Here is a 17,302-nt window from a genome sequence, read left to right as displayed (position 1 = left end):
GCTAGCATAATTTGCAAGCATGGAACCTGATCGAACGGCACCGCCGCCTTCCTCTAATGGCCGTGCGCGTGGTGCCGTCCGGCATTCTCGGCATCATGCGCAGCGCCGACAGCATGGCCTATGGTGCGGGCGTCCTCGCCCCGGCAGCAGGTATCCGGCCGCTCCATCTCCAGGGTCGAATGGCCGATACCGAATTTTTCATGCGCCAGCATCTTCAGCCGCGCCTTGACGTCGTCGGCGCTCGCCTCGAAGCCATCGGCCAGCACGACATGCGCCTCCATGGCCGTGTACCGCTCGTCGATCGCGAAGACATGGACGTGATGAATGCTCGAGACGCCCGGTTCCGTGCCGAGCGCCTGGACCAGCGCCTGGATATCGACGCCGGAAGGCGTGCCGAGCATCAGCATGCGGATCGAGCCGCCGATCTCCGCAAAGGCCTGCCAGAGGATATAGGCGGCGATCAGCAGCGTGACGATCGGATCGACGATCCGCCAGCCATAGAAAATGATCAGCGTTCCGGCGATGATGACGCCCACCGAACCCAATGCGTCCGCGACATTGTGCAGGAAGGCGGCACGGATGTTCATGCTTTCCTTCGACAGCGCATAGGTCAGCAGCGCGGTCACGAGATCGATGACGAGCGCGACGGCGGCGATGACGACCACGATCCAGCCCTCGATCGGCTCGGGCGTGATGAAGCGCATCACCGCTTCGTAGACGAGATAGAGGCCGATCACGATCAGCGTCGTGTAGTTGATGAGGGCTGCGACGATTTCCGCCCGCACGTAACCGAAGGTCATGACCTCGTCGGACGGGCGGCGCGCGATCTTGCGGGCGGCAAACGCAATGACCAGCGAGGCCGCATCGCTGAAATTGTGAAGCGCATCGGCAATCAGCGAAAGGCTTCCCGAGACGACGCCGCCGACGATCTGGGCAACCGTCAGGAGCATGTTGACCGCGATCGCGCCGATCATCCGCTTGTCGCCGCCTTCGGCCGCGGCGTGATGGTGATGCTCGTGGCTATGGCTCATGGTGACGCTTCTCCGCCCACATGGGAGCGAAAACGTAAGGTTGCGGGCTTCGTTCCACCCGGCGGCGGCTATCGGTCAGCGTGACGGTACGGCTTTCAGATAGGCGGCGATGGCTTCGAGATCCTGTTGCGGCAAATGCGCGAGGTTGCGCTGCACGTCGGCCATCGAGCCGCCGACGGAATCATACTCAGGCGTGAAGCCCGTCTGGAAATAGTTCACCAGGTCGCTCTCGCTCCAGGAGCCGAGATCCTGGCCGCCCGGAGTGATATTGGGAATGCGCCCCTCGCCTTCCGGGTTCGGTCCGCCGGCCAGCCATTGGCCATCGAGGAAACCGCCGAGCGCGTCGCGCGGGGTATGGCATTCGCCGCAATGGCCCGGCCCTTCGACCAGGAACTGACCGCGTTTCAGCTTCTCATCGGCGGAGGCAAGCTCGACGCGCGGCTCATCGTTGAAATAGCGGTACTTCCAGGCGCCGAGCGCAAGCCGGATATTATAAGGAAAGCGCAGTTCGTGCGGCAGCGCGACATAGCTGCTTTCGGGCAGCGTGCCCAGATATCCGAAGAGATCGTTGATGTCCTGCGGGCTCATGCGGGCATAGGAGCCGTAGGGAAAGGACGGATAGAGATGCTCGCCGTTCCTGCCGACGCCGCGGGTCATGGCATTGCCGAATTCGGCGAGCGTCCAGCCGCCGATGCCGGCAGTCGGATCGGGCGATATGTTGGGAACGTGGAAGGTGCCGAAGCCGGTGGGCAGCGCCCTGCCGCCCGACATCACCTTCAACGCATCGCCCGTCGCATCCGGCGCCGCGTGACAGCTCGCGCAGCCGCCCGCCCAGAAGAGGTTTTCCCCGCGGGCGAGATCGGGCTCGCCGAGGTTCGCCCAATAGCTATCGGGATGGGGGTCCGGCCTGGTGAGCGCCCAGGCCGTGACCGCGCCCGCGACGACGATCGCCGCACCGGCAACGAAGAGCTTGGTCCATCTTGCGGCCATCATCCCTCTCCCGCTTCACATGCATAACAGCGGCCGCAAACAGGTCGCGGCCGCATTCCTAAAACCGGTGGATCAACGCTTCAGGCGATAGGTCTGATGGCAATCGCCGCAGCTCGAGCCGAGGCTCTGCATGGCGGCGCCGACGCCTGCCTGGTCGGCGGGGAAGGATGCAAGCGCCGTATCCGCCTTTTCCGCGAGCGCGAGCGCCTTGGAACGGAAATCCTCCGTGTTCTGCCAGATGGCAGGAGCCGCGGCCGAATCGACCTCGGAGCCCGCGGGAAACTGATCCGGAAATGCCTTGAGATTGGTGCTGACGGCGGTGAGCGCCGTGCGCACCGTGGCCTCGTCATAGGGCTTCTCGCCCTTGGCGATGCCGCCGAGGGCGGCCATGGCCCCGCCGACCTGTTTCATCAGCTGTTCGCGCTTTGCCTGCGGGGTTTCCTGCGCAACGGAGACGGCGGCGAAGCCAAGACAGAGTGCGGTCGCCGTGATTGCGGCAGCTTTGAACCTCATGCGGGACTCTCCATGGTTGGTTACCGGCACGAGCCGGCGAGCGATTGTTCGACGCGGGCAAGATGCCGGTTCCGGACCGGAGATAGAAGTAACAAACCGGTGATAAGCGTTGTAAAACAAGGTTGTAAAGTAAGACTTCGTCAGAACGCACCGGAAGCGTCAAGCCCTTCCCATAGCGTGATCAGCGAGACCACCACCAGCAACAGCCCGGCCACACGACCGAGCCAGACGGTGATGCCGCCGTTGCCGACCAGGAACTCCCGTGCCTTGCCGGCGGCCGCGGCGAGCCCGCCATAGACGGCGAGCTGCGTTGCCGCCGTCATCGCCGCCATGACCGCCGCCTGCGGCGCCAGCGGGCCGAAATCGGGCCGCAGGAACTGCGGATAGACCGCCAGCATGAAGAGATAAGCCTTGGGGTTCATGAGGCAGGTGACGGCGCCGCGCCGGAACGCCTCCCAGTTGGAGCGGGCATCGGCCGGGCCAACCCCTTCCACGACGATGGAGCTCTTCATCAGGCTCACGCCGATCCAGGCCATATAGGCCGCGCCGACGATGAGCAGCGGCGTGAAGAGCTTCGGCATGAGGCTCGCCAGCAGGCCGACGCCGAGCGCGCCGTAAAGCGAATGGACGAGCCCGCCCGCCATGATGCCGCCGGTGGCCGCAAGGCCGGCGGCACGGCCACGCGTGAGCGAATTCGCCAGCACGAAGATCATATCCATGCCCGGCACGACGATGATACCGAACAACAGGGTGAAGAAGAGCCAGAGGTTTTCCGTATAGGTCATGTCAGTTAGCCTTGGGTGCCGCGAGCGCCTTCCAGAAACAGGCGCCTTGTTTTTCAATCGGATATGCAGAGATATAGACGAAACCAACTGACAACGTTCTGTCAGTTGTCTGGGCCGGCAAAGAGGAAAACGACATGCGCAAGGCTTCCCGGCTGTTCGAGATTATCCAGATCCTCCGGCTTGCCCGCAAACCGGTGACGGGCGCCGAAATCGCCGACCAGCTCGAGGTGACGGTGCGCTCCATCTATCGCGACATCGCAGCACTTCAGGCCATGCGCGTGCCGATCGAGGGCGAGCGCGGCATCGGCTATATCATGCGGCCGGGTTTCACGCTGCCGCCGCTGATGCTGTCGATCGAGGAGACGGAGGCGATCGTGCTTTCGCTGGCGCTGCTGGAGCGCACCGGCGATACCGGGCTCAAGCAGGCGGCAAAACAGGTGAACCGCAAGATCGCCGCGGCCGTGCCGCCGCCGCTGGCGCGCATCTTTTCCGACAATGCCCTGCATGCCTGGGGCATAACCGCGCCGGCACCGGAAGCCATCGACCTTGCGCTGGTGCGCCGCGCGATCCGCGACGAGCGGAAACTTGCGCTCGACTACCGCGATGAATTCGGCCGCGCCACCGAAAGGACGATCCGGCCCATCGCTCTCGTCTACTACTCGCAGACCGCCAATATCGTCGCCTGGTGCGAACTCAGGCGGGCGATCCGCAACTTCCGCGCCGACCGCGTGGAACATTGCGAAGCGGTGGAGGAGTTCTTCCGCGGCGAAGGCGTGAGGCTGAGGCAGCTCTGGGTGGAAGGCTGGCAGACGGGGCCTGCGGCTGCGGGTTAGAGAGGGAGGCTGATCAGCCTTCACGGATAAAGCTAGTGTGACAAGCTATCGGCCAATGGCCAATTCATCGGGTGACCTTGCCGGAATGCCAAACGGCCGAAAATGTTTCAGGTTATGCGTGATGACGATCAGCCCGCGAATGCTCGCGGTTCCGGCGATGAGCGCATCCACCGTTCCGGGATTGTGGCCGGCCGCCGCGGCCTTTGCCTCCAGCCTGCCGGATTCTCGTGCCGTTTCGGCATCAATCGGCAAAATCCTATCCCCATAGCCGGCAATCATCCCTTGCAGGAACATCGCGATGATCGACGCTTTCGACGTCGCACCCTTCGCCTCCAGCAAGCGAATTCCCCGTTCGATTTCATGCACCGTGAGAGCAGAGAGATAGATCGCGTCCAGTTTTTCCTGCTCCTCCACCCAGTTGGCGAAGTTCGGACTGACGTTCGCCTTGGAGGGCGCGAACATGGAAACGGCATTGGTATCGAGGAGATACCCGGTCACAGATCGACCTCGCGGCCCGGCGTCGGATTTCTCGCGAAAACATCGTCGTCGAGATCGAAATCGGCCGGGAAGCTTCTGAGATATCGGGCAAGGCTCGGCCGATCCTTCCGAAGCGCGCTTCTCGCAAACTCCGCGGCTTCGACGCTGACCATCACGGCCGCCGGCCTTCCGTGGCGCGTGATCGTGACGAATTCTCCCGCGGCAGCCTGGTCGACCAGACTGGAAAATCCCGCCTTCGCATCCTTAAGGCTTACCCTTGGCATATCGCCTCGCAAAGTAGTCACAAATGACTAATATGCTGCCCATTCGTGTAATATTCAAGGGCAGGACGGCGGCCCAAAACAAAACACCCGGCCGCCGATCTGGCGCCGGATGTTTTTCAAATGATCGCGGCTCGCCCTTTCCGGACGAAATCGGAGCCTTACTTCGTGGCTGCTTCGTAGCGTTCCAGGACGTAATCCCAGTTGATCAGGTTATCCACGAAGGCTTCGAGATACTTCGGGCGGGCGTTGCGGTAGTCGATGTAATAGGAATGTTCCCATACGTCGACGCCGAGGATCGGTTCCGCGCCATGCACCAGCGGGTTCTCGCCGTTCGGGGTCTTGGAGATGGCGAGCTTGCCGTCCTTGACCGAGAGCCAGGCCCAGCCGGAGCCGAACTGCGTGGCGCCGGCTGCGAGGAAATCGGCCTTGAACTTGTCGTAGCCGCCGAGATCGGACGTGATCGCGCTTTCCAGCTTGCCCGGCAGCTTGTTGCCGCCGCCGCCCTTCTTCATCCACTTCCAGAAATGGATGTGGTTGTAGTGCTGGGCCGCGTTGTTGAAGAGGCCCTGATTGGTGCCGAAGGACTTCTTCACGACTTCCTCGACAGAAAGATCGGCCATGCCGGCCTCGGCCGCGAGCTTGTTGCCGTTGTCGACATAGGCCTTGTGATGCTTGTCGTGGTGAAATTCCAGCGTTTCCTTCGACATATAGGGCGAAAGCGCTTCGTAATCGTAGGGAAGTTCAGGAAGTTCAAAGGCCATTGTCTTACTCCTTTTCGGCAAACACCTAGGAACGGCTCGCGCGGGGACGGGCTCGTGGCGGAACATAGGTGCGGACATGGCCGGAGGCAACGGCAATCTTGCCAAAAATCCGCCTGCCGACGTCAAAGACTTGCTGGATTTCCGGTGTTGTTGGAACCTCTGATTTAAATGATTCGCGAGGCCTCCATGAAGACCGCTCTGCCGCTTTCCCTTCTCATCCTGCTTTCCGTCCAGACCGCGAAAGCATCCTCCGACGAGGCCTGGGCCGCATTCGAAAAGACGGTGGAGGAGAAATGCGTCGCCGCCGCAAGCGGTATGATCGAGAACCCGGAAGCGGCGGTCGATCCTATCGGCAGCGAGCGCTTCGGGCTTGCGATCGTCACCGGCAAGGCGGTGGGCGCCGATGCCCGCGTCAGCCATATCTGCGTGATGGACAAGCAGACCCAGGCCGTCGAACTCGGCAGCGAACTCGGCGAAGATCGCGTGACGGTGGAACTGCCGGACTGATCCTTACTCCGCGCAGGCGCGGGAACCTTTTATTCCGATCACGAATTACCTCCGGCTGGAACCCAGGTGAGGACCATAGCCAGCCAGGAGAATGGCTCGATGCTCGACTTCGTGACCACGGACTTCCTGATCTTCGTGCTGATCGGCTTTTTGGCACAGATGGTCGACGGCGCTCTCGGCCTCGCCTTCGGCGTGCTTTCCACGACGAGCCTGCTGACGATCGGGGTGCCGCCGGCGGCGGCCAGCGCCATGACCCACGTGACGGAATGCTTCACGACCGCGGCATCGGGCGTCTCGCATGCCTATCACCGCAATGTCGACTGGCGGCTCGTCGCACGGCTGGCACCTGCAGGCATGATCGGCGGCGCGATCGGCGCCTATCTGCTTTCCAACATCGACGGCGAGGCGATCGAACCTTTCGTTTCGGCCTATCTCATCGCCGTTGGGCTCTTCATCCTCTACAAGGCGTTCCGGCCGCAATGGCCGCGCGACGTGCGCGACTGGATCGTGCCCTATGTGGGCGCCGGCGGCGGCTTGCTCGACGCGATGGGCGGCGGCGGCTGGGGACCGATCGTGACGAGCACGCTGCTCGGCCGCGGCCACGACGCCAAGAAGGTGATCGGCTCCACAAACCTCACCGAATTCGGCGTGACCTCGGTGATCTCGCTGACCTTCATCCTGGCTCTCGGCTGGTCGGAACTTTCCTCCGCCATTGGCCTCATCCTCGGCGGCATTCTGGCGGCTCCGTTCGGCGCGCTCATACTCAAGCGCGTGCCGGTGAAGCCCTTGATGATCGCCGTTTCCGTCATCATCATCGGCACTGCGGCGGTGAGGCTCGTCTGAGGAGGCGGTCATGAAATCCGGCAAGGATACGGACAAGCTGAAGCGCCCGCTGAACCCCATGCCACCGGAAATCGCCGAGCGGCTGAAGGCGGCGGGGCTCGAGGCAGCCTATGATGCCCGCCCCGCCTACCAGCGCAACGACTATCTCGGCTGGATCGCCCAGGCGAAACGGGCCGACACGCGCGAAAAGCGCATCCGCCAGATGCTGGACGAACTCAAGGCCGGCAATGCCTACATGAAGATGAAGTACACCGGACCGACGGGAAGGGAGTGAGGAGGCGGCTATCGAGCCCCCGCCTCTCCGTGCTAATGTCGGCGGACAAGGAGCTTCACGATGCGCGCGAACCGTTCCATCACCATCTCGCTGCCGGAAGACATGGCTGACCTCGTGGAAAAGAAAATCGCCTCAGGCGAATTTGCCGACGAGAGCGAGGTCGTGACCGAAGGGCTGTGCTATCTCGCCGACCACGATGCGGAAATCGAGCAATGGCTGCGGGACGAAGTCGTGCCGACGATCAAGGCGCACGACGCAGACCCCAGCTGGGGCCGTACTATCGATGAAACCCGCAAAGAGCTTGACGAATACATGCGCACCCGCGATCGGCGATCAATCGGCGCATGATCTACACAGTCATCTTCGCGCTTGAAGCACGGCACGATCTGGCTAACCTGTTCGACTATCTGGCGGAACGTAAGGGCGAGGATTTCGCTCGTGCCTATGTTCAAAGGATTGTCTAGCATTGCCGCAGGTTCGATAGATTTCCCAAAAGAGGAACACCACGGGACGACATCGAACCCGGACTTCGGCTCGTAGATTACAAGCGCCGAGGAACGATCGCCTTCCGCGTTAGCGGCGATACGGTCACCATCGCCCGCTTTCTGCACGCCGGAAGAAGTTTAGGCGGAGCTGTTGAAGTCAGTGAAGAGGACGACGCATAGCGTCGCCCTCCTCTGAAATCTCAGCCGCGCGCGGTCGAGCGGGCCCAGTCCATGTAGAGTTCCAGCGCCTTGCGGGCGACCGGGCCTTCCTGGAATTCGCGATCGTCCAGGCGGTTGATCGCCACGATCTTGGAATAGTTGCCGGAGGTGAAGACCTCGTCGGCTTCCAGGAAATCCTGCACGGTGAGCGTCGCCTCGCGCACGTCAAAGCCCGCTTGGCGCAGAAGGCCCATCACACGGGCGCGGGTGATGCCGGCGAGGAAGGTGCCGTTGGCGACCGGGGTCAGGACGACGCCGTCCTTGACCATGAAGACGTTCGAGGAAGCGGTTTCGGCCACATTGCCGTTCATGTCGCGGGCGAGCGCGTTGTCGAAGCCGCGCGAGCGGGCCTCGATGATCATGCGGCCGCTGTTCGGATAAAGGCTGCCGGTCTTGGCGCCCGTCATGGCGACTTCCGGCGAGGGGCGGCGGAAGGGCGAAACCGTTAGCGAACCTGCCTTGGCCGAATTCATCGGAGCCTCGAACAGGCAAAGCGCGAAGCGGGTGGATTCCGGATCGGCGGCCACGACGCTGTAGGACGTGCCGTGCTCGGCCCAGTACCTGTCTCTTATACAGATCGCGGTCTTGCCGTCGAACTTCTTCACGCCTTCCCAGGCGAGCGCTTCGATATCCTCAGCCGGGACGACGGGCTTCAGGCCCATGTTGAGCGCCGAACGGTTGATGCGCTGGCAATGCAGGTCGAGATCCGGAGCAATGCCGTCGAACCAGCGCGCACCATCGAACACCGTCGAACCAAGCCACATGGCATGCGAGGTGGGGCCGATCAGCGGAGGATTGCCCGAGTGCCACTCGCCATCCACGAAAGTCCAGGTGGCGCTGCGGGGGGTGGTATCGACGGGCATTACGGGTCTCCTTGGCTCTTCCAAATTTCGCCGCGAGTGAAGGCCCGGCCTCGTTCGCAGGTCAAGCGATAATTGGAAATGAGTCATCACAAAAATTGATAAATTCGACCATGGAGCGCTTATGCGAGGAGTGGCATGTTCCACGCGGTCGCAATGTCACGGAGTCGCGAAAATGGTCTGGTCGGCGGAGCAATACGTGAAATTCGAGGACGAGCGGACGCGGCCGGCGCGCGATCTGCTTGCCCAGGTGTCACTCGGTTCGGCAAGCCGCGCCTATGATCTCGGCTGCGGGCCGGCCAATTCCACCGAACTTCTGGCGGAGCGCTTCGGCGCCGCCAACGTCATCGGTCTCGACAGCGACGACAACATGCTGGCGGCGGCGGCAAAACGGCTGCCCGAGAGCCGCTTCATCAAGGCCGATCTCGCCACATGGGTGCCGGAGGAACCGGCGGACCTGCTTTATGCGAACGCGGTGTTCCAGTGGGTGCCGGATCACCTTTCGGTGCTCGCCCGGCTGATGGATCACCTGCGGCCCGGCGGGGTGCTGGCCGTGCAGATGCCGGACAATCTTTCCGAACCCAGCCACACGCTGATGGAGGAAGCGGGAGCGGCCGGCCCCTGGGCGCCGGCTTTCGAGGGCGGCAGGATCAGGCGCGCGCCCCTGCCCCCGCCATCCGCCTATTACGACCGGCTGATGCCGAAGGCGGCCCGCGTCGATCTCTGGCATACCCATCTATTATCACCCGCTCGCCGATGCGGCGGCGATCGTCGAATGGGTCAAGGCAACGGGCCTCAGGCCTTATCTCGATGCCGCCGGCCCGGACCACGCTGAGGCCTTCACGGCGGACTACACGGCCCGCATCGCGCGCGCCTATCCGCCGATGGCGGACGGCCGGGTGTTGCTGCGCTTTCCCCGGCTCTTCATCACCGCGGTGAAAGCCTGAACCAGCAAAGGATTGCGTAACGGGTAGTCGCTAACGGGACTCAGGATCGGCATCGGCGCTGCTGGTAAGCTCGCCATTGGCCGGCTCGTCCCTCGGCGAACGCAGAACGAGGATGCTGAGGACGAGAGCGATCAGCACCACGAAAATCCCCGGCATGATAAATCGCATCATGGCTCCTCCATTGCGGGGGAAGCAACCCGTCTGCAACGAAAAGGTTCCACACCACTTTCCCCTCAACCGCGCATGGAAGCTGCCGGCAGAACCCGGCCGAGGAAATCGCGCAGCAGCGGAACGACCTCTTCCAGATGGGTTTCCAGCAGCCAATGGCCGCCGGTCTCGAAGAGGTGAAGCTCGGCATCCGGCAGGTCGCGGAGATAAGCGCGCGCGGATTTCTCCGGCATGTAGCCGTCGCGCGGGCCCCAGACGATGAGCGCCGGCGGCCGGTGTTCCCTCAGATAGGCCTGGTAGCGCGGAAACCACGCGACGTTTTCCCGCAAGCCGGCTATGACATCGATCGCGATCTGCCGGCGCTTCTCGTCCATCAGCGACCAGTGGAGCTGCCATAGATCGGGCGAGATGCGCTCGGCGACATCGGCATCCACCTCGTTCAGGAACTCTTCCCTGAAGCCTTCCTCGCTCACGGCCGTAGCGATCTTCTCGCGCCCCTCCGGCGTCGGATTACGCCAATATTCCTTGAGGCCCTCATATTTCGGCCCCAGCGCATCCTCGTAGATGTCGCCGTTCTGGATGATGACGGCTTCGATACATTCGGGATGCCGGATCGCCAGTCTGAGGCCGATCTGCGAGCCGAAGTCGTGCAGGTAGATGGCGAAACGGCTCGCTCCGAGCTTTTGCGCGAAAGCATGGAGAAATTCGGCATAACCATCGAAATCATAAGAGAACCCGCCGGGCGCATCGCTATATCCGCAGCCCGGAAAATCCGGAGCAAGAAGCCGCCAGCGATCGGCAAGCGCCGGCATCAATTCCCTGAATTCATAGGAAGAGCAGGGATAGCCGTGCGGCAGAAGCAGCACGGGAGCATTCTCCGCACCCGCTTCGCGGTAGAATATATTCATGCCGTCGAGATCGAGCCATTTATGGCGAACCCGTTTCTCGTCGAGATGCGTGGCCATCGCTTGCATGAGCGTTCTCCGTAGGCATTGAGAATAAGCCCTCAAAACCGCGGAGGCGCCTGAATCGATCCGAGGGAAATAAACCGATTGCAAAACAGGATCAGTTAATCAATACTGATTTCAAAATGAAACTGGTTTGGAGGTTTACCCATGCGCCCGATGCTCTACGCCCACCCGTTCTCTTCCTATTGCCAGAAGACGCTCACCGCCCTCTACGAGAACGATATCGCTTTCGAATACCGCATGCTGAGCCCGGACGACCCTTCGGCCTACGAGGAGCTTTGCGCGATCTGGCCGGTCAAGCGCTTTCCGATCCTCAAGGACCGCGGCAGGCAGATCTTCGAGTCTTCCATCATCATCGAATATCTGCAGCAGCATTATCCGGGGCCGGTGAGGCTGATCCCCGACGACCCCGATCTGGCGCTCGAGGTGAGGATGCTCGACCGCTTCTTCGACAATTACATCTCCACCCCACAGCAGAGGATCGTCTTCAATGCGATCCGCCCCGAGGACAAGCGGGATCCTTACGGCGTTCAGGAGGCACGCGATATGCTGGAGGCCGCCTATGGCTGGCTGGACGAGCGCATGGGAACCCGGGAATGGGCGGCCGGCGACGGCTTCAGCCTCGCCGACTGCGCCGCCGCGCCCTTCCTCTTTTATGCCGATTGGACGCATGAGATCGACGGCAGGTTCGCCAATGTGCGGGCCTATCGCAAGCGGCTGCTCGCCCGCCCCTCGTTTGCGCGGGCGGTCGACGAGGCCCGGCCCTACCGGCCGCTCTTCCCGCTCGGCGCACCGGACCGGGATTAAGGCTGGTTAGAAGCTGCTGTCGGTCGCCACCGCATGGCCGTTCATGGCGGCCCATATCATTCGCACCTCCCGGCGCAGGACCGCGCTGGGACGCACGCCGCCGCTCGAATAGTTGCGGTATTTTTCCCGGTAGGCTTCAATGAAGACCGCCACCGCCTCGATCACATCGTTGTGCTGGTCGATCTTGCGACGCAGTTCTTCCCTCTCCGAATGGAGGTTTTCCAGGCTCTGGATCAATAGCCGCAGATCTTCCATGGGTATCGTGAGATGCGGCAGCTCGGCGGTTGCGGCATCCACGTCGGCCCGAATGCGGGCAAGGACGTCATTAAATCGTTCGGACATGATCAGATTCTCCATGCCTATGAATTTGTGGAAGAAATTGTCCAAACCATGGCATGAATGCGGCAGGTTCGCCACGTTCGCCATCAAAGCCGCTCCGCCAGGAATTCGATGAATGCGCGGATGCGCACGGCGAGATGTTCGTGGCCGGCATAGACGGCGTGCATCTCCTCCATGTCGCCGGGATTATAATCCTCCAGCACCGGCACGAGGCGTCCCGCCTCAAGGTCCGGCTCCACATGGAAACGCCCGACACGGCCGATCCCCAGCCCGGCAAGGCAGAACTGCCGGATGATTGAGCCGCTGCTCGCCTTCAGGCTTCCCGCCACCGGGCGGACTTCCGCCCTGCCCGTCACCGGATCACGAAAAGGCCAGCCTTCGACCGCTCTTCTAAAATTGAAGTTGATGCAATTGTGATGAATGAGTTCGTCCGGCGTCTTCGGCGTGCCGTGCCTTTTCAGGTATTCGGGCGAGGCCATGACCACCTGGCTGCTTTCGGCCAGCTTTTTCGCCATCAGCGACGAATCGCGCATGGAGCCGTGGCGGATGGCGATATCCACCCGCTCGCCGATCACGTCCACGATGTCGTCGGTCAGCGTGACGTCGAGCTGGACATCCGGAAAGAGCGTCAGAAATTCACCCGCCAGCGGAAGGATGTAGCGCTCGCCGAAGCCGACCGAGGCGTTGACGGAGAGCGGCCCGCGCGGAAGCATGCGCCCTCCCCCCGAAACGACCGCCTCCGTATCGGCGATCTCGGCGAGGATGCGCTGCGCCCGCGCCAGATAGGTCTCGCCTTCCGGCGTCAGTTGCAGCGTACGGGTGGAGCGCACGACAAGGCGCGTGCCGAGCCGGTTCTCGAGCCGGGTGACGAGCTTGCTGACCGCCGAGGGCGAGAGCTTGAGCCTGCGCCCCGCGGCCGAGAAGCTCCTGAGCTCCGCCGCGAGCGTGAAGACTTCCATTTCCCCAACGCGATTGTCCATCGTTGCTTCTCTTTCGCTCCAACGGTCACGAGATGCAATGTGGCGCGGCGAGCTTAACCCTCCCCCTTGTGGGGAGGGTGGCCGGCAGGCGGGAGGGGTCTTTCTCCACTCGAAGGAAGATCCCCTCCCCAACCCCTCCCCACAAGGAGGAGGGGCTCCACGCATCGCGTCCTGCATCCTCACCTGTGACTTCACTTCACAAATGATTATCCGCTTGTGTCGCTACACAGGCAAGTGCCGCGCGACGATATTCCCGTCATCCTTCCAAGGACATCATCCTCCATCCCTCCTCCCAAGGATTAGGAACACAAACATGCCACTCGCTCTCTATGCCCTGACGGCCGGGGCCTTCGGGATCGGCGTCACCGAATTCGTCATCATGGGTCTGCTCATCGACGTCAGCAAAGATCTCGGCGTCTCGATCCCGGCGGCCGGCCTGTTGATCTCCGGTTATGCGCTGGGCGTCGTCGTCGGCGCGCCCCTCCTCGGCGCGATCTCCGGCAAATGGTCGCGCAAGACCCTGCTGATGAGCCTGATGGTGGTCTTCACCATCGGCAATCTCGCCTGTGCGCTGGCGCCCGACTACTGGACGCTGATGGCGGCGCGCGTGCTCACCGCGTTTGCGCATGCCTCCTTCTTCGGCGTCGGCTCGGTCGTCGCCACCAGCCTCGTCGCTCCCAACAGACAAGCTTCGGCCATTGCCATCATGTTCACGGGGCTTACCGTCGCCAATATCCTCGGCGTCCCGTTCGGCACCTGGCTCGGCCAGGCCTTCGGCTGGCGCTCGACCTTCTGGGCCGTCACCGCGATTGGCATCATCGCGCTTGCAGTGATCGCGCTGCTCGTTCCCAGGGACAATGCCGCGGACCAGCAGGAAGAGGGTTCGCAGGGCGTGCTTGCCGTGCTCGGCCGCCGCTCCGTGCTGCTCGGGCTGCTGACCACAGTGCTCTCCTGGGTGGGCGTATTCGCCGGCTTCACCTATATCGCGCCGATCCTGACCGAGATCACCGGGTTCTCCGAATCCGCCGTCTCGCCCATCCTGCTCGTCTTCGGCGGCGGGCTCGTCGTCGGCAACCTGCTCGGCGGGCGTCTGGCGGACCGCAAACTGGTGCCCACCGTCATCGGCAGTCTGATCGCGCTTTCGGTCGCGCTGCTCGCCCTGACCTTCGCCATCCACCAGCAGGTCGCCGCGGTGATCGCGATCGGTCTCTTCGGGGCAGCCGCCTTCGCGACCGTATCGCCGCTGCAGATGTGGGTGCTGGAAAAGGCGGAAGGCGCCGGCCAGGGACTGGCCTCCTCCTTCAACATCGCCGCCTTCAACCTCGGCAACGCCATCGGCGCCTGGCTCGGCGGCGTCATCATCGACAGCGGTCTCGGCCTCGGCTCGGTCACGCTCGTCGCCGGCCTGGTGCCGATCGCCGCCCTTGCGGTCGCGCTGATCGCGATCCGGCTGGATGGCTCCCGCCCTGCCCTGCAGGCAAGCCCGGCGGAATGATAAGACGGGGCGGGGCTCGCCCGCCCTTCTCGGCTACGCGAACTTTTCCATGGAGCCCGATATGGAATACAGATCACTTGGAGCATCCGGCCTGAAGGTGCCCGTCCTTAGTTTCGGCGCCGGCACGTTCGGCGGCTCCGGCCCGCTCTTTGGCAATTGGGGCACGACAGATGTCGAAGAGGCCCGCCGTCTCGTCGATATCTGCCTCGAGGCCGGCGTCAACCTGTTCGACACGGCCGACGTCTATTCGAACGGCGCCTCGGAAGAGGTGCTCGGCCAGGCCATCAAGGACCGGCGCGATGCCGTGCTCATCTCCACCAAGGCAAGCCTGCCGATGGGCGATGGACCGAACGACTGGGGCTCGTCCCGTTCGCGGCTGATCCGCTCCGTCGAGGATGCCCTGAAGCGGCTCAGAACCGACCACATCGACATATTCCAGCTCCACGCCTTCGATGCCTCGACGCCGGTGGAGGAAGTGGTCTCGACGCTCGACCGGCTCGTGGCCGACGGCAAGCTTCGCAATATCGGCGTCTCGAACTTCTCCGGCTGGCAAATCATGAAATCGCTGGCGGCCGCCGAAAAGCACGGCTGGACCCGCTACGTGGCGAACCAGGTCTATTATTCGCTGGTCGGTCGCGATTACGAATGGGACCTGATGCCACTCGGCAAGGACCAAGGCCTGGGCGCGCTCGTCTGGAGCCCGCTCGGCTGGGGCCGTCTCACCGGCAAGATCAGCCGGGAAAAGCCTATCCCGGCGGGAAGCCGTCTGCACGAAACCGCGAGCTTCGGTCCGCCGGTCACCGACGAACTGCTCTACAAGGTCGTCGACGCGCTCGAAGACGTGGCTGCTGAAACCGGCAAGACCGTGCCGCAGGTGGCGATCAACTGGCTTCTCCAGCGGCCGACCGTATCCTCCGTCATCATCGGCGCCCGTAACGAGGAACAGCTTCGTCAGAACCTCGGCGCGGTCGGCTGGGCGCTGACGAAAGAGCAGATCGAAAAGCTCGATCAAGCCAGCGCGGTCACCGCGCCCTATCCGCACTTCCCCTATAGGCGGCAGGAGGGCTTTGCACGCCTCGACCCGCCGCTCGCCGGGTGACCGGCACACGACATGACGGTTGATCCGTCATGGAATCGGCCCATGTAGAAAAGGCCCCTTTCCTCCGCCCGGTCCGGGCGGACATTCTTTAGTAAGGAGACTATCATGCACGTCGTCAGCGCCAATGGCGCCAATATCCCCGCTCTCGGCTTCGGCACGTTCCGCATGCCCGGCCCGGATGTGCTGCGCATCCTGCCCCAGGCGCTCGAACTCGGCTTCCGCCATGTGGATACCGCCCAGATCTACGGCAACGAGGCGCAAGTGGGCGAAGTGATCGCCAAGTCGGGCATTCCGCGCGCCGACATCTTTCTCACCACCAAGGTCTGGGTCGACAAGTACCGTCACAAGGACTTCATCGCTTCCGTCGACGAGAGCCTGAAGAAGCTTCAGACCGACCATGTGGACCTGCTGCTCCTCCACTGGCCGAAGAGCGAAGTGTCGCTCGCCGAGCGCATCGGCGCACTGAACGAGGTCCGGAAAGCCGGCAAGGTGCGCCATATTGGCGTTTCCAACTTCAACACCGCCCTGATGGCGGAAGCCGTGAAGCTTTCCGACGCGCCGATCGCCAACAATCAGATCGAGTACCATCCCTATCTCGACCAGTCCAAGGTGATCGCCGCGGCGCGCAAGGACGGCATTTCCATTACCGCCTACTACCTGATGGCGGACGGCAAGGTGCCGCAGGACGAGGTGCTGAAGGAGATCGGCTCGCGGCACGGCAAGACGGCTGCGCAGGTGGCGCTGCGCTGGGCCGTGCAGCAGAAGGACGTTATCGCCCTTTCCAAGACGGCAACGGAAAGCCGGCTTCAGGAGAATTTCGACATCTTCGATTTCGCGCTGACGGAAAAGGAGATGCAGGCGATCCACGAACTTGCCCGCCCCGACGGCCGCATCGTCAACCCCGGCCATCTGGCGCCGGAGTGGGACAACTAAACATTGCAAAACGACATCAAATGCGCTGGATTGTTCCGGCGCATTTTTTTGTGAATGCTCCTTCGTCCATAACGCTGGAAAATCCATTTTTTCTGTAGTAACAATAAATGGCGATCCTATTCGATCCGGTGAAGCGGCTTCTGACCCTCGAGCAGCGAGGTCTGGATTTCGCCGATGCGGGCCAGGTTTTCGATGGCCCTCACCTGACGATCGAAGACGATCGGATCGACTATGGAGAAACGCGCTATTTCACCGTGGGCTTCCTGAATGAACGGCTGGTCGTTCTGGTCTGGACGCCCCGGGGAGACCATCAGCGCATCATCAGCATGAGGAAAGCCAATGACCGGGAACAGAAAGCCTATGGCGCCAGACTGGCCGGCCATTGATGACGATGCCCCCGATCTGACGGAAAGCCCATGGGCGGAGAAGCTTGCGGAGGCACCCGTTCAACGGGGCCGGCCGAAAAGCGATCGAACCAAGGTTTCCACGACGATCAGGCTGGATGCGGATGTTCTGGAGCGCTTTCGAGCGGATGGGCCCGGCTGGCAATCCCGCATCAACGACGCATTGCGGGATTGGCTGGCGAAAAGGTAATCTTCCGCCGCCGCCGGATGGGTGGTTTCCCACCCATCGCTGACGCCCGTTGGGCAGGATGCGAAACATTCGCCGGTGCTGAATCACATTCGGCGCGCAATCCGGCCCTT

23 protein-coding genes and 1 pseudogene are annotated in these 17,302 nt (G+C 62.6%); 12 read left to right on the top strand and 12 right to left on the bottom strand.

The features are described 5' to 3' along the window. Positions 1 to 53: 53 nt before the first annotated feature. The 4 genes from ACE04I_RS14040 to ACE04I_RS14025 all read right to left on the bottom strand — a co-directional run bounded on the left by ACE04I_RS14040 (position 54) and on the right by ACE04I_RS14025 (position 3,319). Positions 54 to 1,031, bottom strand: coding sequence for a cation diffusion facilitator family transporter (locus tag ACE04I_RS14040; RefSeq protein ID WP_046795776.1), 978 nt, complete (start codon positions 1,029 to 1,031; stop codon positions 54 to 56). A 75-nt stretch (positions 1,032 to 1,106) separates the two neighbouring features. Then, entirely contained in the window at positions 1,107 to 2,021 is a 915-nt protein-coding gene (locus tag ACE04I_RS14035; protein WP_046795777.1) for a c-type cytochrome, read from the bottom strand. Positions 2,022 to 2,093: 72 nt separating this feature from the next. Then, a complete protein-coding gene (locus ACE04I_RS14030) occupies positions 2,094 to 2,534 on the bottom strand; it encodes a c-type cytochrome (RefSeq protein WP_046795778.1) in 441 nt (146 codons plus the stop codon). Between the two features lie 140 nt (positions 2,535 to 2,674). Continuing rightward, the gene (locus ACE04I_RS14025; RefSeq protein ID WP_046795779.1) at positions 2,675 to 3,319 is read right to left on the bottom strand and encodes a LysE family translocator; all 645 of its coding nucleotides are present in this window, start codon (positions 3,317 to 3,319) and stop codon (positions 2,675 to 2,677) included. Between the two features lie 134 nt (positions 3,320 to 3,453). Here ACE04I_RS14025 and ACE04I_RS14020 point away from each other — a divergent pair, with 134 nt between their 5' ends. Then, positions 3,454 to 4,152 carry a helix-turn-helix transcriptional regulator gene (locus ACE04I_RS14020; RefSeq protein ID WP_046795780.1) on the top strand — a complete coding sequence of 233 codons (699 nt, stop codon included), beginning with the start codon at positions 3,454 to 3,456 and terminating at the stop codon, positions 4,150 to 4,152. Between the two features lie 45 nt (positions 4,153 to 4,197). Here ACE04I_RS14020 and ACE04I_RS14015 read toward each other — a convergent pair whose 3' ends face one another. The 3 genes from ACE04I_RS14015 to ACE04I_RS14005 form a co-directional block, all read right to left on the bottom strand. Continuing rightward, positions 4,198 to 4,650: a type II toxin-antitoxin system VapC family toxin gene (locus tag ACE04I_RS14015; RefSeq protein WP_046795781.1), complete on the bottom strand. Its 453-nt coding sequence runs from the start codon at positions 4,648 to 4,650 to the stop codon at positions 4,198 to 4,200. After that, a complete protein-coding gene (locus tag ACE04I_RS14010; protein ID WP_046795782.1) occupies positions 4,647 to 4,913 on the bottom strand; it encodes a type II toxin-antitoxin system Phd/YefM family antitoxin in 267 nt (88 codons plus the stop codon). Before ACE04I_RS14010 ends, ACE04I_RS14015 begins: the two co-directional genes overlap by 4 nt. Positions 4,914 to 5,071: 158 nt before the next feature. Further along, positions 5,072 to 5,674, bottom strand: coding sequence for a superoxide dismutase (locus tag ACE04I_RS14005; RefSeq protein ID WP_046795783.1), 603 nt, complete (start codon positions 5,672 to 5,674; stop codon positions 5,072 to 5,074). 186 nt (positions 5,675 to 5,860) lie between these two features. Here ACE04I_RS14005 and ACE04I_RS14000 point away from each other — a divergent pair, with 186 nt between their 5' ends. The 4 genes from ACE04I_RS14000 to ACE04I_RS13985 all read left to right on the top strand — a co-directional run bounded on the left by ACE04I_RS14000 (position 5,861) and on the right by ACE04I_RS13985 (position 7,646). Further along, a complete protein-coding gene (locus tag ACE04I_RS14000) occupies positions 5,861 to 6,181 on the top strand; it encodes a hypothetical protein (protein ID WP_046796052.1) in 321 nt (106 codons plus the stop codon). A 99-nt stretch (positions 6,182 to 6,280) separates the two neighbouring features. Further along, complete coding sequence (locus ACE04I_RS13995) at positions 6,281 to 7,024, top strand: sulfite exporter TauE/SafE family protein (protein ID WP_487207221.1); 744 nt, start codon at positions 6,281 to 6,283, stop codon at positions 7,022 to 7,024. A 10-nt stretch (positions 7,025 to 7,034) separates the two neighbouring features. Then, positions 7,035 to 7,298 carry a YdeI/OmpD-associated family protein gene (locus tag ACE04I_RS13990; protein ID WP_046795784.1) on the top strand — a complete coding sequence of 88 codons (264 nt, stop codon included), beginning with the start codon at positions 7,035 to 7,037 and terminating at the stop codon, positions 7,296 to 7,298. A gap of 60 nt (positions 7,299 to 7,358) precedes the next feature. Continuing rightward, the gene (locus tag ACE04I_RS13985; protein WP_046795785.1) at positions 7,359 to 7,646 is read left to right on the top strand and encodes a ribbon-helix-helix domain-containing protein; all 288 of its coding nucleotides are present in this window, start codon (positions 7,359 to 7,361) and stop codon (positions 7,644 to 7,646) included. Positions 7,647 to 7,983: 337 nt separating this feature from the next. On the opposite strand, the gene ACE04I_RS13980 is transcribed toward ACE04I_RS13985, so the two are convergent. Continuing rightward, on the bottom strand, positions 7,984 to 8,865 hold the full coding sequence (locus ACE04I_RS13980; RefSeq protein WP_487207220.1) for a branched-chain amino acid aminotransferase: 882 nt from the start codon (positions 8,863 to 8,865) through the stop codon (positions 7,984 to 7,986). A 172-nt stretch (positions 8,866 to 9,037) separates the two neighbouring features. On the opposite strand from ACE04I_RS13980, the pseudogene tam reads away from it, so the two are divergent. After that, positions 9,038 to 9,809: pseudogene (gene tam, locus ACE04I_RS13975) on the top strand (trans-aconitate 2-methyltransferase). A gap of 30 nt (positions 9,810 to 9,839) precedes the next feature. Here tam and ACE04I_RS13970 read toward each other — a convergent pair. Beyond that, positions 9,840 to 9,980 carry a hypothetical protein gene (locus ACE04I_RS13970; RefSeq protein ID WP_156176977.1) on the bottom strand — a complete coding sequence of 47 codons (141 nt, stop codon included), beginning with the start codon at positions 9,978 to 9,980 and terminating at the stop codon, positions 9,840 to 9,842. Between the two features lie 62 nt (positions 9,981 to 10,042). Further along, entirely contained in the window at positions 10,043 to 10,951 is a 909-nt protein-coding gene (locus ACE04I_RS13965; protein WP_245282130.1) for an alpha/beta fold hydrolase, read from the bottom strand. Positions 10,952 to 11,092: 141 nt separating this feature from the next. Here ACE04I_RS13965 and ACE04I_RS13960 point away from each other — a divergent pair, with 141 nt between their 5' ends. After that, positions 11,093 to 11,752, top strand: a complete 660-nt coding sequence (locus tag ACE04I_RS13960; protein WP_046795788.1) for a glutathione S-transferase family protein — start codon at positions 11,093 to 11,095, stop codon at positions 11,750 to 11,752. Positions 11,753 to 11,758: 6 nt separating this feature from the next. Here ACE04I_RS13960 and ACE04I_RS13955 read toward each other — a convergent pair whose 3' ends face one another. Both ACE04I_RS13955 and ACE04I_RS13950 read right to left on the bottom strand, forming a co-directional pair. Next, positions 11,759 to 12,094, bottom strand: coding sequence for a hypothetical protein (locus ACE04I_RS13955; RefSeq protein WP_137326788.1), 336 nt, complete (start codon positions 12,092 to 12,094; stop codon positions 11,759 to 11,761). 83 nt (positions 12,095 to 12,177) lie between these two features. Then, a complete protein-coding gene (locus tag ACE04I_RS13950; RefSeq protein WP_487207219.1) occupies positions 12,178 to 13,071 on the bottom strand; it encodes a LysR family transcriptional regulator in 894 nt (297 codons plus the stop codon). A 313-nt stretch (positions 13,072 to 13,384) separates the two neighbouring features. Here ACE04I_RS13950 and ACE04I_RS13945 point away from each other — a divergent pair, with 313 nt between their 5' ends. The 5 genes from ACE04I_RS13945 (at position 13,385) to ACE04I_RS13925 (ending at position 17,192) form a co-directional block, all read left to right on the top strand. Beyond that, positions 13,385 to 14,566, top strand: a complete 1,182-nt coding sequence (locus ACE04I_RS13945; protein WP_046795791.1) for an MFS transporter — start codon at positions 13,385 to 13,387, stop codon at positions 14,564 to 14,566. A 61-nt stretch (positions 14,567 to 14,627) separates the two neighbouring features. Further along, a complete protein-coding gene (locus tag ACE04I_RS13940) occupies positions 14,628 to 15,665 on the top strand; it encodes an aldo/keto reductase (protein WP_046796055.1) in 1,038 nt (345 codons plus the stop codon). Between the two features lie 105 nt (positions 15,666 to 15,770). Further along, a complete protein-coding gene (locus tag ACE04I_RS13935; RefSeq protein WP_046795792.1) occupies positions 15,771 to 16,598 on the top strand; it encodes an aldo/keto reductase in 828 nt (275 codons plus the stop codon). A 107-nt stretch (positions 16,599 to 16,705) separates the two neighbouring features. Further along, positions 16,706 to 16,984 (top strand): BrnT family toxin, encoded by a 279-nt coding sequence (locus ACE04I_RS13930; protein WP_046795793.1) that lies wholly within the window; start codon positions 16,706 to 16,708, stop codon positions 16,982 to 16,984. Beyond that, positions 16,938 to 17,192 (top strand): BrnA antitoxin family protein, encoded by a 255-nt coding sequence (locus ACE04I_RS13925; protein WP_046795794.1) that lies wholly within the window; start codon positions 16,938 to 16,940, stop codon positions 17,190 to 17,192. The genes ACE04I_RS13930 and ACE04I_RS13925 overlap by 47 nt, the downstream gene beginning before the upstream one ends. Positions 17,193 to 17,302: the final 110 nt, after the last annotated feature.

Source organism: Rhizobium moroccans, from assembly GCF_057559155.1.
This window is presented reverse-complemented; position numbering and strand designations above follow the sequence as displayed.

Bases quoted from the DNA above. Each gene is read 5' to 3' on its own strand.
- ACE04I_RS13965 (WP_245282130.1), bottom strand. From the start codon at position 10,951: ATGCAAGCGATGGCCACGCATCTCGACGAGAAACGGGTTCGCCATAAA.
- ACE04I_RS14000 (WP_046796052.1), top strand. From the start codon at position 5,861: ATGAAGACCGCTCTGCCGCTTTCCCTTCTCATCCTGCTTTCCGTCCAG.
- ACE04I_RS13955 (WP_137326788.1), bottom strand. From the start codon at position 12,094: ATGTCCGAACGATTTAATGACGTCCTTGCCCGCATTCGGGCCGACGTG.
- ACE04I_RS13980 (WP_487207220.1), bottom strand. From the start codon at position 8,865: ATGCCCGTCGATACCACCCCCCGCAGCGCCACCTGGACTTTCGTGGAT.
- ACE04I_RS13970 (WP_156176977.1), bottom strand. From the start codon at position 9,980: ATGATGCGATTTATCATGCCGGGGATTTTCGTGGTGCTGATCGCTCTC.
- ACE04I_RS13990 (WP_046795784.1), top strand. From the start codon at position 7,035: ATGAAATCCGGCAAGGATACGGACAAGCTGAAGCGCCCGCTGAACCCC.
- ACE04I_RS14010 (WP_046795782.1), bottom strand. From the start codon at position 4,913: ATGCCAAGGGTAAGCCTTAAGGATGCGAAGGCGGGATTTTCCAGTCTG.
- ACE04I_RS13925 (WP_046795794.1), top strand. From the start codon at position 16,938: ATGACCGGGAACAGAAAGCCTATGGCGCCAGACTGGCCGGCCATTGAT.
- ACE04I_RS13950 (WP_487207219.1), bottom strand. From the start codon at position 13,071: ATGGACAATCGCGTTGGGGAAATGGAAGTCTTCACGCTCGCGGCGGAG.
- ACE04I_RS14020 (WP_046795780.1), top strand. From the start codon at position 3,454: ATGCGCAAGGCTTCCCGGCTGTTCGAGATTATCCAGATCCTCCGGCTT.
- ACE04I_RS13940 (WP_046796055.1), top strand. From the start codon at position 14,628: ATGGAATACAGATCACTTGGAGCATCCGGCCTGAAGGTGCCCGTCCTT.
- ACE04I_RS14025 (WP_046795779.1), bottom strand. From the start codon at position 3,319: ATGACCTATACGGAAAACCTCTGGCTCTTCTTCACCCTGTTGTTCGGT.
- ACE04I_RS14005 (WP_046795783.1), bottom strand. From the start codon at position 5,674: ATGGCCTTTGAACTTCCTGAACTTCCCTACGATTACGAAGCGCTTTCG.
- ACE04I_RS13985 (WP_046795785.1), top strand. From the start codon at position 7,359: ATGCGCGCGAACCGTTCCATCACCATCTCGCTGCCGGAAGACATGGCT.
- ACE04I_RS13935 (WP_046795792.1), top strand. From the start codon at position 15,771: ATGCACGTCGTCAGCGCCAATGGCGCCAATATCCCCGCTCTCGGCTTC.
- ACE04I_RS13995 (WP_487207221.1), top strand. From the start codon at position 6,281: ATGCTCGACTTCGTGACCACGGACTTCCTGATCTTCGTGCTGATCGGC.
- ACE04I_RS13930 (WP_046795793.1), top strand. From the start codon at position 16,706: ATGGCGATCCTATTCGATCCGGTGAAGCGGCTTCTGACCCTCGAGCAG.
- ACE04I_RS14040 (WP_046795776.1), bottom strand. From the start codon at position 1,031: ATGAGCCATAGCCACGAGCATCACCATCACGCCGCGGCCGAAGGCGGC.
- ACE04I_RS14030 (WP_046795778.1), bottom strand. From the start codon at position 2,534: ATGAGGTTCAAAGCTGCCGCAATCACGGCGACCGCACTCTGTCTTGGC.
- ACE04I_RS14035 (WP_046795777.1), bottom strand. From the start codon at position 2,021: ATGGCCGCAAGATGGACCAAGCTCTTCGTTGCCGGTGCGGCGATCGTC.
- ACE04I_RS13945 (WP_046795791.1), top strand. From the start codon at position 13,385: ATGCCACTCGCTCTCTATGCCCTGACGGCCGGGGCCTTCGGGATCGGC.
- ACE04I_RS13960 (WP_046795788.1), top strand. From the start codon at position 11,093: ATGCGCCCGATGCTCTACGCCCACCCGTTCTCTTCCTATTGCCAGAAG.